Below are 14371 nucleotides of genomic sequence, written 5' to 3' on the forward strand. Positions count from 1 at the left end.
AACGTGAACCGTGCGCTACTACTTTATTCCCTAACCATTTTCGTCTGTTTGCTTACGTCTCCTTTCGCTTGTGGACAAGAGATCGGCGTTACACCATTAAAGATCGAAAAAGAATTGCCCTCCTTAACGATCAATAGCACTTTCCAAGATCGAGATGGCTTTATATGGTTTGGTACCGCGCAGGGGCTTAGCCGCTTTGATGCGCATAATTTATTGAATTTTAAGCTCACTGAAGAAGAGGGAAGAATAGTCGATGATCAGAATATAACAGATATCGAGGAAGCAAAAAACCATCTATTGCTGGCGACAGGAAGCGGTCTTTACACGCTCAACAAACGGAGCTACAGCATTCAGCCATTTGCCAATAGCGTATTGAAAGACCGCCGCGTTACGGCCATGTTTGTGGACAAACAGTCCAACATCTGGATTGGGACGAACAATGCCGTCTTCGTGTTCCGATCCGACTTCAGTTTAATCAAAAAGTATACACACGATCCCAAGTTGAAACATTCTATCCCGGCGGGAACCACCAATATGTTTTACGAGGATCGTGAGGGCAACCTGTGGATGGGCATATGGTGTGCCGGACTGCACAAACTGGACAAAAAAGCAGACCGGTTTATCCCCTACCCAACCTTAGGGGGCCGCAACAATCCCTTTCGTATGTTTCAGGACGACCATGGCCAACGATGGATTGCAAGCTGGGGTGATGGCATGTATCTTTTTAATCCCCAGGATGGAAAAGACTGCTACCGCAGCGTGACCATAAAAAACAAACGAAGGGGCGAAGGCAATGAAGATCTTTGTTACAACATCCTGCAAGATCCACAGCGCAAATATATTTGGGTTTTGTCGTTCTCCGGCATTTCCACCTTCCGCTACACGAAAGACAACCAATTGGAAGCGCTGGATAACAGTGTGCTCTTCGATAATACCTCCAATATTTTCAACGACCTGTACCTCGATAGAACAGGCCTATTATGGCTTTCCATAGGCGGCAAAGGGGTATCTACCATTAGCTTTGACAAACCCCAGATTGAGAACCTAACCTTTGACAAGGTCAAGCCGCGCTACAGTATCCTGCCCAACCTAAATATGCTCTACAAAGATCGGTCTGGCGATCTATGGTTCAACTTAGAACGAATAGGCCTTGGAAAAATAGCAGCTAACACCGGCGAGATGACCACCTATAGCAATGCGCAGTTTAAAGACTTGATTTCTATCCGAGCGGTGACATCCGCCCTAGAAGTGGACAAGCAGCTATGGATAGGCTCCTCTTATGAACCCACCATCAATGTCTTCGACAAAACAGAGAAAAGCATCAGCCTGCGTAAAAAAATAGATCTCAAACAATGGTTTCCGCAAGCAGATGTTCCTTTATTCTTTTTTCAGGATAGTAGGCATGCCGTTTGGATTGCGACAGCAAATGGTGTGTTCGTAAAAAAAGCAGAGGAGCAGTCTTTTACGTTTATTCGCAGCCTGCAGGACTACATTGTGGGGATCAGCGAAGATTACGCAGGGTCTATCTGGGTAGCAACGAAAGGACAAGGCATCTATCAATTTCGACATGGGGAAATAGCAGCCCCCGCACTCCACTTAGGGAAGGAAACACAGGGAATCTTTACCGACCAAATTGAAACCATCGCGGCAGATAAAACAGGCAATCTATGGATCGGCACAAAAGATAGCCGTTTACTGCGTTATCATATTCAACAGCAACGCACCACGGAATTGGCAAATACCGGCTTATTCTCCAAAAACCAACTATTGGACATTGTTTGCCTCGACGACGTCGTGTGGCTATCGACTACCCGAAATATCTACAAGGTATCGCCCATTGACAACAGCATCTATGAGTACGCTGCCGATGATGGACTTGCGGTGAATATGTTTTCAAAAAGAGCGTATACGGTTGATGCGATAGGAAAAAGCGTTTATTTTGGCGGATACAACGGTGCCGTAGGTTTTAAGAAGACCGCATTCACGCCTCGGCAGCAAGCACAGATCGTTGTATCGGACGTTAAAGTGAACAATGTATCCAGTATCATTCATGCTGACAACAAGAAATTCAATCTCCATGCACGCACCCTAGTCCTAGAGCCGGAGGATCAAAATATAGAAATCAGTTTCTCGTCCATGGAATTTGCACATCCCGATAAAATCCGCTTTGCCTATAAATTGGAAGGCGTCGATCGGGATTGGGTGTATGCCCCTCGAGAGCGCCTCTTTGCGACCTACAATAATCTCGGAAAGGGCGACTATCGTTTTTTGGTGAAAGCAACGGATTTAAATAATAAATGGAATGCTGATGTGACGACCTTGGAGATCACAAAAAAACCAGCTTTCTATGAAAGTAACTTGGCCTACCTGCTCTATTTTTTGCTGTTGGCGGCACTACTGTATTTTCTGATCAGCTTCTCCCTGCATCGCTTAAAGTTGCGCAGTGACCTGCGTATTGCACAGATCGAGAAAAATAATGCTGATGAGCTTATACAAACAAAATTGAGCTATTTCACGAACATTACACATGATCTGCTGACACCACTTACCATCATCTCCTGCCTCATAGACGACGTACAGATCACCACGCAGAAAAACCTTTCGCAGTTTGAAAAGATGCGTTTCAACTTGCAGCGCTTAAAGCGGCTTTTGCAGCAGATATTGGACTTTAGACGTATAGAGAACAAACAAATGGAACTCCGCATTAGCGAGAGCAAATTGACACCTTTCTTTGAAGAGATGGGCTCCAGCTACTTTAGCCCGCTCGCCAAACGGAAGCATATTGATTTTCAAATTCAAGGAATGGCTAGCGACGAGGGCATGTATTTCGATATCGACAAATTGGACAAGATTGTTTTTAACCTGCTTTCCAATGCGTTCAAATATACACCAGAGGGCGGAAAAATATCGGTCTCCTATGATACCGAATGGAAAGGTGAAGTTCATTTCTTACGCATCAGCATACAAGACACTGGCATCGGTATTGCGCAGGATGAGATTGATAAGATCTTTATCCCCTTTTACACCAATAGGCACACGAAGCAGCAGGAAAGCAATGGCATCGGGCTCGCTTTGACCAAGGATTTGGTGCTGGCGCATCGCGGGCATATCAGCGTAGACAGTGTCATCGATAGGGGCAGTTGCTTCACCGTGCTGATCCCTGTAAACAAGGAAAGCTATACTGAAGCCGAACTGCAACATGCGCAACAGCTGCGTGAAGTGCCTTCTGAAATTACCGTGGCGGAAGGGCAGCACTTCCACCTTCCCGCGGATCTGCAAGCCGAAGCGCTTAACCTGCTACTCGTAGAAGACAACGAGGATCTACGCACCACGATAGCTAGCGTGCTGGGCAGAAACTACAATGTACACAGTGCTTCTCAGGGCCAAGAAGCATTGGCAATCCTACAGACAACAGACATCGATATTGTGGTGAGTGATATCATGATGCCCGTGATGGATGGACTTGAATTCTGCCGGACAATAAAGGCTAATGTGGACAGCAACCATATTCCCGTCATCTTATTGACCGCCAAAGCGAGCATGGACGATCGGATTGCCTGCTACGAAGCTGGCGCAGACGGCTATATCAGCAAGCCTTTTGAAATCAAGATTCTTGAGGCCCGAATCCACAGTTTCGTGATCAATAAAAGGGTGCGACAATCGGATTTTAAAACCAATCCGCAGATCAATATTTCCTCCTTGGACTATACCCCCGTTGATGAGCAATTTTTGACGAAAATGATTGCCCTCATTGAGGAAAATCTGGCCGATGAACGTTTTGATGTGTTGATCCTTGGAGACAAGCTAGGCTTATCAAAATCTACCTTGTACCGTAAAACGAAGGTTCTTCTAGACCTGTCGCCGAGCGAGCTCATCAAAAATATACGGCTAAAACGCGCCTGCCAGCTCATGGATCAAGACAAGTCTATCACGGTCAGTGAGGTAGCCTTTTCCACAGGCTTCGCCGATCCGCGTTATTTTTCCACCTGCTTTAAGGCTGCTTTTAGCATGACGCCAACAGCCTACCAGCGAAAGGCTGCAGAAGATATTGTCACGAGAGACTAGTGCTTGGAAGCCTACTTACCTTTGCCGTAATATGCCTCCAACCGATCGAGCTCGGCCAGCGTTAGGTGTATAACGGCAGCATGCTTGGGCGAGCTGAAGTTGACGGCTTTCATGACTCCTTCATTAAAGCGCCCTAGGTTGGTGAAAGTCTTGAAATCCGTTGTTTCACTAAAGCCAAAATTGTGTGGATTGATACCATAAATATCGTACATCAACACCCATCTTTCCTCCCCTATTCGCTTCCATACATTGGGAGCTTCGCAAGCAGTTGGTTCAGGATCGTAATAGGCATCATCATACTGATATCCCTCTTGCAGTTTGTTCGAAACAGCCTGTTTGATTCCCGGCGTACCATCGTGAGCAACATAAAACATATGAAAGGTATCTCCTACTTGGGTAATATCAGCATCGATAAAATTCTTGTTGAATTTGGGATACTGGAACAATTGCTTCGGTTCGGTTTCCAACCCGGTAAACGTATCATTGGCATAGGCGTAGTAGAGCCTATTCAGTCCATTCCCAAAACGCATGGTGAAATAAACCATGATCTTGTTTTTTTCCGCATCGAAGATAAGCTCCGGCGCCCACATACAGCCTACTTCCTCCCAGCCGGGGAAACTTTTATCCAATCGAACATTGGATCGCGTCCAATGGATAAGGTCTTTGGAACGCATAAATACCAGTCCACGGTTGTTGCCCCAGCCGTAGGTTTTTCCATCGCGCTCCCATTCGGTCGTGCGATAACCTTTTTTTGCTGCGAAAATATGCAGATCGGTCATGGCCATATAGAAATAACCGTCCGGACCACGCATCATATGAGGATCCCGGATTCCCTTTTGCTCTGCAATGCTATCGCCAGCAATCACTGGATTGCCCGCATTGATATCCGTAAAACGATAGCCGTCACGGCTGCTGGCAAAGTGTAGGCTATGCGTATCGTCCTTAAAATAGACCATTAGGTAGGCTGCTAGATCTGATTTGTCTTGCTGCGCATACAGGAACACGGGCATTAGGCCATAACAAAAAAACAGGAAAAGTAGCTTGTGCTTCATGGAAAAGAAATGTAAAATGGTTTAAAAATAAACAGAGACGTCGGGGACAACGTCTCTGCACAACCAAGCCCCCCAAAGGCTTAGCATGTTTATTTCACAGGTAATTTAATGACTGTAAACGAATAGGGTGCAAAGGTTTGCGTCAGGGATTTCCCCTTTAGCTTGATTCCTGCTTGCTGCGGCTTGATTTTCAGCGGTTCCTCTAGACTATTTGCAACGTCTAGATCGGCATTTGCCAAGGTAAGCTTGCTTCCTTCAGTTGCAATTTTACGTTTGGTATCGATCTGAAATGTCGCATCAATAGCTTTGCTGTTGTAGTTTACAAACTTGATAAGCAGCTCCTTGTTAACCTCATCGTAGACCGAAGAGGCATAAAGACTATCTTGACCAACAACGTTTTGCTGATTGCGCTTAATTGGAATAATGTCTGTACCCTTATTCAACGAATACAGCTTCTGCACTTGATAGCTCGGTGTACCGTAGACATTCAGGTTATCCACCCAAATTAGATCAGGCGACCATTGCCAACCGTCGACATGCCCAAAGAGTGGTGCATAGGATGCCATGGTGACCACATCGGCATTGCGTTCAAGACCGGTTAGGAAGGCAGCTTCCGAAAGGGCAGCCTCCCAAGTGCTACGTCCCGGACCATTCGGCCGCGTGGTATGGGATGCATACTCGCCGGCAAATATCTTAGCTCCATTTCTATCGTAATCATCGTAGCGCGCAGCGCCCGACAGAAACCAGGAAGGCGGACGGTAGTAATGCTCATCGATAATGTCGATCTGCATGCCGCGCAGCCGCTGATCCAAAAAGTCAAAACGCTCGCCTTCGGGATCGGTTCCCGAGCTGGCGATAATCGCTATCTCGGGATGCTTTTCGTTGAGCACCTTCTTGAATGCCGCGAGACGTTCGATATATTGTGGACCCCAATTTTCATTGCCGACGCCCAACATGCTGAGCTGGAAAGGCTCGGGGTGCCCCATGTCTGCCCGCAACTTACCCCAGGTGGTATTTGTAGCGCCATTGGCAAATTCAATCAAATCCAGCGCATCTTGGATATAGGTTTCCAACTCCTCCAAGGGAACCACCTCGCCTGTATTAAACTGGCAGGCCATACCACAGTTCAGAATAGGCACCGCTTTGGCGCCGATGTCTTCTGCCAACAGAAAGTATTCGTAGAAGCCCAAACCAAATGTTTGGAAGTAGTCGGGTGTCAGGCGATTCTTAAACTCCGTATTCCAACGGTTGATGATCAACTCGCGCTCCTCGATAGGACCTACCGTTTTTTTCCATTGAAATCGGTTTGCCAAATCGCGACCTTCGACGATACATCCACCGGGGAAGCGAATAAAACCGGGCTTCATATCGGCCAAGATCTGCACCATGTCTTTCCGCAGGCCTTTAGGCCTGTTTTTCCACGTCTCGGTAGGAAAGAGCGACAACATATCCAGTTCCGCACTACCCGCACCGTCGATCCATACGTTGAGCTTCGCTTTCGCGGTGGTCGATGCAGCCGTAAATTTTACGGAGGCACTTTGCCAATCCGGCTTATTATCTAGGGCAAGCGTTGCTTGTCCAATACGCGCATCATTTTCATCCAAAAGTTCAACGCGCAAGCTTAGTCCGGCAGTGTGCTGTTTGTATAAGAGCGAAAACTCATAGTCAGCACCTTGGCGAACGCCCATTCCACGAAACCCTTCATTTTGCAGGCCCATTTTTGAAGCGCTTTCCTTGGTAACTTTTAACGAACGAGCATTTCCCTTTCTTTTGACATCATTGACAATCAACAGGCTACCTTCAGCTGTGTTTTCCAACTTCTTCCAGCCCATCCACGGATTGTCAAACTCAAAAGAACGATTTTTGACCAGCTCGGCATAAATACCACCGTCGGCACCTAGATTAATATCTTCGAAGAAAACGCCCCACATATGTGGGGATATTTTTCCAGCAGGCTTGTCGAGCTGCACATCAAAGCGCAATGGTGCCTGTGCCCATAGGCCAGACGCACTTATCGCTAATGCTGCAGTCAACAAAAGTACTTTCTTCATCAGCTTCTTTTTAGCGGTTTACAAATCTATAAGCCGTTTTGGACGTATAGGTTTGTCCGGGCTTCAACAGCGTAGATTGGAACGTTGGCTGATTGGGTGCATCCGGAAAATGTTGCGTTTCCAAGCAGAGAGCCGAACGGAATGGATACACTTTTCCACCTTTACCTTTGGGATCTGTATCCGCCATAAAGTTACCACTGTAAAACTGTAAACCGGGTTCACTGGTAAAAATCTGCATCTCAATACCCGTTGTCGGCGCATACAGCGCCGCAACCTTTTGATAACCTTCTTTCTTGCTCAACTCAAAATTATGGTCGTAGCCTTTTCCGATTTTCAATTGCTTGTTATCTTCCTCAATACGTTCACCAATGCGGTGTGCCTCTCTAAAGTCGAAAGCAGTACCTTCAACCGGCAAACTCTTGCCTGTAGGAATCAGCGTTTCATCTACCTCAGTGATGGCATTGGCATCAATCTGTAGCTCGTGATCCAAGATGGTCGATGATCCCGCACCGTTCAGGTTGAAATAGGCGTGGTTGGTGAGGTTAAGCACCGTTTCTTTATCCGTGGTGGCTTGGTAATCAATTGCAAGCTCGCCGGCGCTATTCAAGAGGTAGGTTACTTTCATGGTCACCGTACCGGGATAGCCGGCTTCTTTATCTGGCGAAGTGTAGGCTAACGTAACCGAGCTATCCGAGCTGCTCTCGACATCCCATACTTTATTGTAGACCCCGTTTGTTCCACCGTGCAAGGAGTTTTTTCCATCATTCTTTTCCAAAGCATAGGTTTCACCGTTCAAAGAGAATGTAGCATCTCCAATACGGTTGCCGTAGCGGCCAACGATTGCACCATAGAAATTGCTCGCATGCTGCTTAAATTCATCTGCCGTATCATATCCTAAAATAATATCGACCGGCTTTCCTTCCTTATCAGCGACATTTAAGCTTACTAAACGCGCACCGTAATTCGTTAAAGTAGCGCTTAGCGAACCATTTTTCAAGGTATACAATTTTACTTCCTTTCCATCGATGGAAGCTGCGAAGCCGTTAGCAGCCGAATCCGTAGTCTCGGCTTGCTCGGCCTGCTTGGTTGTGCCTTGCTGACAGGCGTAAGTCAGCGAAGCACAAGCAAGTAGGGTAAAAAAGATCTTTCTGTTCATCCTATTAAAAGTTTATTTTGGTAGAGGTTAGCATTTAAGACCAAAAACGCACGTAAATCGCTGTTACCAATAATAAGGTAACCACGATCAAGGCCATAACCGAAGGTTCTACCTTGAACATCTTGCGATCCAGCTCGAAAGCTTTCGGATTTTCCTTTGGTCCGAATAAACTGACAGCAATCATCAACACCAACGTAAAGGCGAAGGCCAAGCCCATGCATATTTGGAATGGGATTTCATATACGCCGTGTTTATTGAGATAAGCGGTATAAATCCACGTCTCTGGTCCAAACACCTTTGTGGCAAACTCGTTGAAGAATACCGACAAGCCGAAACCCGTAATCAAACCGGTGATGGCAGCTGGCCCTGTCGTACGTTTCCAGAACATCCCCAATAGGAACATGGCAAACACACCCGGACTGATAAAGCCGGTATATTTTTGGATAAAGGTGAAACCACCAGCACCACCAATGCCCAACGTATCGTTCCAAGTAAACAATACCGAAACCAAGATCGAGATCACGATGGTAATCTTACCGACCCAAACCATCTTCGCTTCACTGGCTTCCTTACTGATATACTTTTTGTAGATATCCAAGGTAAAAATCGTTGCAATACTATTTGCCTTACCTGCTAGACCAGCAACGATAGCTGCCGTCAAGGCTGCCAAAGCAAGGCCCTTCATTCCATTAGGTAAGTAGCCTAAAATTGCGGAGTAAGCATTATCGGCATGGAAAACTCCACCCGGTGCCATCTCTTGCTGTAGCGCTCCATTTTTATACAATACGTAAGCAGCAATACCGGGCAACATGACGATGATTGGCATCAACAGTTTCAGCAAACCCGCGAAAAGGATTCCCGTACGAGCCGTCTTAAGATCAGCACCAAGTGCACGTTGGGTGATATACTGATTACATCCCCAGTAGTTCAAGTTCACGATCCAGATACCCGCTAGGTACATCCCGATACCGGGCAACATGAGGTACTTGTTGATATCCTCCTGTGAAGCGCCGGGCCCTGGTTTTTCAACAATCATCTTGAAGTGGTTCGGCGAATCTTCCATCAACTTGTTAAATCCAGCTAACACGTCTTTTCCTAAGCCAAAATGCTCACTCACAAGCGTAAGGGCCACATAGGTTGTCGCTACCCCACCGATGATGAGTACCACCACTTGAATAACATCCGTGAAACCAATAACGCGCATACCGCCCAAGGTAATAATAACGGCAAACACAGCGAGCGCAACCATAATCATGTGGAAGCTGTCGCCACCACCAGCCATGCTTGATATCGCAATAGCTCCTAGATAAAGGATAGACGTTAGGTTGACAAAAACATAAAGAAACAACCAGAACACAGCCATGATCAGACTTGTCGTCTCGTTATAGCGGTTGTTCAGGAACTGCGGCATCGTGAAAATCTTGTTCTTCAGATAGACCGGAATAAACCAAACGGCGACGATAATAAGGGCTACCGCGGCAATCAATTCATAGGCAGCGACGGCAATACCGACTTCAAAGCCATTACCGCTCATTCCAATAAATTGTTCGGCAGAGATGTTGGAAGCGATAAGCGATGCACCGATGGCCCACCACGTTAAAGATCCTTCGGCAAGAAAATAATCTTTACTGCTGCTCTGCGCACTCGTTTTCTTGCGATAAATCCAGTAACCGTATCCGGCTACAATAAAAAAGTAGATTACGAAAATAACGTAGTCTACGGTTGCAAATTTTTCCATGTTTTTGTGTACGGGTTTATAATGAAGGCTTTCCAAGGAAGAGCATGCGCTACGAACTTTGGAAAGCCTTTAGGTTTTATTTTTTTAGCAAATAATAGAGCTCATTCCAGCGAAGCTGATTTTCTAGGTTCGTGAGCGTTGTATTTTCATCGATCACAACATATTCCAAACCAGCGATACGTGCAAAGTCTTCAAGATACTCTGGCGATAGGCTCAAGCTATACGCCGTATGATGGGCACCACCCGCTAAGATCCAAGCACTACAACCGGTTTTCATGTCGGGAAGAGGCTTCCACAACACCCGAGCGACAGGCAATTTAGGCAACGCTTCTTCCACCGGAACACCTTCTACTTTGTTGACGATAAGACGGAAACGCGTGCCCATGTCCACTAGGGACGCATTAAGCGCTGCTCCACTAATACCGTTGAACACCAAACGGGCAGGATCAGCCTTTCCGCCGATGCCCAAAGGATGAACTTCCACGCTAGGTTTGTCGGCTGCAAGTGCTGCATCGACCTCCAGCATGTGAGAACCCAGCACCATGGCATTATTAGGGTCAAAGTTGTAGGTATAATCTTCCATGAAAGCCGTTGTGCCAGGAAGTCCTGCGCCCATCACTTTACATGCGCGTACCAACGCAGGCGTTTTCCAGTCACCTTCACCGGCAAAACCGTAACCGTCAGCCATTAGGCGTTGAACAGCCAAGCCCGGTAATTGAATCATACCGTGAAGATCTTCGAAGGTATCCGTGAAGCCTTTATAGTTTCCAGCTTCCAAGAACTTGCGCAGACCAATTTCTATTTTAGCGGCTTCGATCAAGCTCTGCCGTTGTTCGCCACCCTCCAACACGTTTGCCGCCAAAGTATAAGATGCCTCATACTCGGCTAGTAGCGCGTCGATCTCCGTTTCTGTGACCTCGTTGATAACGGCCACAAGATCGCCAATTGGGTACGTATTGACAGCGAATCCAAACTGACTCTCTGCAGAAACCTTATCGCCGTCTGTAACGGCAACGTAACGCATATTATCGCCGAAACGAACAAACTTAGCACCTTGCCAATCTTGCCATGCGGCAGCTGCACGTGCCCAAACATTGATGCGCTCGATCACTTCTTCATCTTGCCAATGGCCGGTAACGACCTTTCTGCCGATGTTTAGGCGGCTCACGATATGGCCAAATTCGCGGTCTCCATGCGCACTTTGGTTCAAGTTCATAAAGTCCATGTCGATGCTGCCCCAAGGGATATCGCGGTTGTATTGCGTATGCAGGTGCAACAATGGTTTCTGCAAGGCCTTCAATCCTCTGATCCACATCTTCGCTGGCGAGAAGGTATGCATCCAAGTGATTACCCCAACACAGTTACTGGCCGTGTTGGCTGCCACAATCGTGTTGTAGATTTCCTCTGTATTCTTCACGATTGGTTTGTAGGCCACCGTCACGGGAATCCCATTGTGCGCGGAAAGATACTGTGCGATCTCTTCAGCGTGTACAGCAACTTCACGTAGGGTTTCTTCACCATATAAATCTTGGCTTCCTGTAACAAACCAAACTTCTAAGCTTTTTAAATCAATGTTCATTTTAAAATACGTTTTATGTCGTTGAGCTAAAGGTTTTTTGTTTTCCACACCTCGTCTGCTCGATTTTTAAATATATTGTACTGAATTATTCCTGTCCGTAGTAAGCTTCTCCACCGTGTTTACGCTCGTAATGCTTTTTGATCAGGGCGTCTTTTAAACGTGGTGCCTGTGGATTGATTTGCTCGGTGAGGAGAGCCATTTGGGCGACGGTTTCGAGTACGGCACTATTGTATACCGACTTGATTCCTGTTTTTCCCCAAGCAAATGGAGCATGGTTGCCCACCAAAATCATCTCGACTTCTTTGTAATCCAATTTCTGTGCTTCGAAATGGTTGATGATCTGAAATCCCGTTTCATATTCGTAGTTTCCTAGGATCATCTCATCACTCATGGGCGGCGCACAAGGGATATCTGTAGTCAGGTGGTCTGCGTGGGTGGTGCCAAAAATAGGAATGTCGCGTTGGCTTTGCGCCCAAGCAGTGGCGTAGGTGGAATGCGTGTGGGTAATTCCGCCGATTCCTTCCCAGTGCTTATAGAGCACGGCATGCGTTTTTGTATCCGAGGAAGGGCGCAGTGTACCTTCCACAATTTTACCGTCGAAATCGACTATCACCATTTTGTCGGGTGTCAACTCATCATAAGGTACGCCGCTAGGTTTAATAGCAAAAACGCCTTTAGAACGATCTGCGACACTTACATTTCCGAAGGTAAACAACACCAAGCCTAATTGAGGCAATTGCATGTTGCAATGGTAAGCTTCGTCTTTTATTGATTGATACATGATATAAATTAAAAGTCAAAAGTTAAAAGTCAGTGCGATAACAGCGGATACCGCTTAAGCTTTATGGCTTTCTATAAAGCCGCCCACCTCTTTGTACCGCTGATAACGTAGGGCATAAATGTCCACCATCTCCGGACGAGGTTCGTAGGTTTTCTCAAATCCTTGACCCATTGCATGCATAGCATCTTCCACTTGCGGATAGATCCCCGCCACGGTAGCGGCAAACATTGCAGCGCCGATAGCACAAGTTTGCTCGGTCTTGTGGATACGGATAGGCATATTCATCACGTCAGCCATGGTTTGCATAATATAAGGCGACTTCTTTGCTACCCCACCTAAACCAATCAGTCCTTTGACCGGAATACCTTGCTCGACAAAGCGATCGGCAATACTTTTAGCACCGAAACAAGTTGCCTCCACGATCGCACGGAAAACACGTGGGGCATCAGTCCCCAAGTGCAAGCCCTGAATTGCTCCTTTCAACGTTTGATCCGCGTCCGGTGTGCGGCGTCCATTGAACCAATCTATAGCCAATTCCGACTGTACCGTTACCGGTAAAGCTTCTGCTTTTTTGCTTAGCTGCGGGATAAGTTGACTATCGATGATCGCTGTAATCTTAGCGACATCATCCTCCGCAATACCCTGTGCATCTGCCAACAAGTTCGCTACGGGCCACATCAAGATCTGCTTAAACCAAGCATAGGCATCACCAAAAGCCGATTGACCGGCTTCCATGCCTATCATGCCGGGAATAATAGAACCATCGACCTGTCCACAGATGCCTTTTACCAAGGTATCTGCCACTTCCTCTTTTGGCGCAACAAGCATGTCACAAGTGGAGGTTCCCATCACCTTACTTAAGTAGTAAGGTTCTATTTGTCCGCCCACAGCCCCCATATGGCAATCGAAAGCGCCTACGCCGATCAACACATCGGTGGATAAGCCCAACCGTTCGGCCCACTCAGGCGACAAGTTGCCCGCGGCCTCCGCCGAGGTAAAGGTTTCTGTAAATAGACGTTCGGTAATACCATCCAATAAAGGATCTAACGCACTAAAGAATGCATTGGGCGGTAAGCCTCCTTCGAAATCTGCCGACCATAAGGATTTGTGTCCTGCAGCACAAACCGACCGCTTGATATCTGCGGCCTTTGTGCCACCCGTCAGCAAGAAGGGGATATAATCACAGTGTTCTACCCAAGTATAAAGCGAGGCACGCACCTTTTCGTCTGCACGAAGGATATGGAGCAATTTTGCCCAAAACCATTCCGACGAATAAATGCCACCTACATATTGCAGGTAATCTACATCAAACTTTTTCGCATGTTCATTGATTTGCTTTGCCTCCAGTACCGCTGTATGGTCTTTCCAGAGTACAAACATCGCATTAGGATTTTCAGCAAACTCGTCCAATAAGGCCAAAGGAACACCCTTTTCGTTTACCGCGATTGGTGTCGATCCTGTTGTATCAACCGAAATGGCTTTCACATCTTTCGCTATCGTGGCTCCGCCCGCTTTGGACAAACAGTCCTTAATCGTCGATTCCAACCCTTCGATGTAATCGAGCGGGTGTTGACGAAATTGGCTGGACGAAGCATCACAGAAATCACCTTTTTTCCATCTAGGGTAGTAGAATACCGATGATGAAATTTCATCGCCATTAATTGCGTCCACCAGAACCGATCGAACAGAATCACTTCCATAGTCCACGCCGATCACATAAGATTTATTCATTATTTAAATACCTTTTGGTTTATAATACTGATTTATAATACGACTTAAAATCCAATAGCCTCTCGTTACTAAACCACCGATAGCGAGTGTTCTTAGATTATTAGTGTCAAATTAACATTTATTTTTTTATAAAAAGAAATTTTTGTTTAATTTTTCAGGAAATCCGTTTAGCAATTGGAATTGACGCGGTTGACGACGTAGCGCGGAAGCCCTGATAA

8 protein-coding genes are annotated in these 14371 nt (G+C 46.6%); 1 reads left to right on the top strand and 7 read right to left on the bottom strand.

Going from position 1 to position 14371, the window contains the following annotated elements; genetic code table 11:
* Positions 1–3 precede the first annotated feature (3 nt).
* Entirely contained in the window at positions 4–4065 is a 4062-nt protein-coding gene (locus SCB77_RS08660) for a hybrid sensor histidine kinase/response regulator transcription factor (RefSeq protein WP_320186032.1), read from the top strand.
* An 11-nt stretch (positions 4066–4076) separates the two neighbouring features.
* On the opposite strand, the gene SCB77_RS08665 is transcribed toward SCB77_RS08660, so the two are convergent.
* The 7 genes from SCB77_RS08665 to SCB77_RS08695 all read right to left on the bottom strand — a co-directional run bounded on the left by SCB77_RS08665 (position 4077) and on the right by SCB77_RS08695 (position 14153).
* A complete protein-coding gene (locus SCB77_RS08665) occupies positions 4077–5117 on the bottom strand; it encodes a glycoside hydrolase family 43 protein (RefSeq protein ID WP_320186033.1) in 1041 nt (346 codons plus the stop codon).
* A gap of 89 nt (positions 5118–5206) precedes the next feature.
* The gene (locus SCB77_RS08670) at positions 5207–7168 is read right to left on the bottom strand and encodes an alpha-L-arabinofuranosidase C-terminal domain-containing protein (protein WP_320186034.1); all 1962 of its coding nucleotides are present in this window, start codon (positions 7166–7168) and stop codon (positions 5207–5209) included.
* Positions 7169–7178: 10 nt separating this feature from the next.
* The gene (locus SCB77_RS08675) at positions 7179–8324 is read right to left on the bottom strand and encodes an aldose epimerase family protein (protein ID WP_320186035.1); all 1146 of its coding nucleotides are present in this window, start codon (positions 8322–8324) and stop codon (positions 7179–7181) included.
* Between the two features lie 34 nt (positions 8325–8358).
* On the bottom strand, positions 8359–10062 hold the full coding sequence (locus SCB77_RS08680; protein WP_320186036.1) for a sodium:solute symporter family transporter: 1704 nt from the start codon (positions 10060–10062) through the stop codon (positions 8359–8361).
* A gap of 76 nt (positions 10063–10138) precedes the next feature.
* A complete protein-coding gene (gene araA, locus SCB77_RS08685) occupies positions 10139–11641 on the bottom strand; it encodes an L-arabinose isomerase (protein ID WP_320186037.1) in 1503 nt (500 codons plus the stop codon).
* Between the two features lie 85 nt (positions 11642–11726).
* A complete protein-coding gene (locus SCB77_RS08690; RefSeq protein WP_320186038.1) occupies positions 11727–12422 on the bottom strand; it encodes an L-ribulose-5-phosphate 4-epimerase in 696 nt (231 codons plus the stop codon).
* A 54-nt stretch (positions 12423–12476) separates the two neighbouring features.
* Positions 12477–14153 (bottom strand): ribulokinase, encoded by a 1677-nt coding sequence (locus tag SCB77_RS08695; RefSeq protein WP_320186039.1) that lies wholly within the window; start codon positions 14151–14153, stop codon positions 12477–12479.
* Positions 14154–14371: the final 218 nt, after the last annotated feature.

Origin of the sequence: Sphingobacterium bambusae (assembly GCF_033955345.1) — a bacterium.
Lineage (GTDB): Bacteria > Bacteroidota > Bacteroidia > Sphingobacteriales > Sphingobacteriaceae > Sphingobacterium > Sphingobacterium bambusae.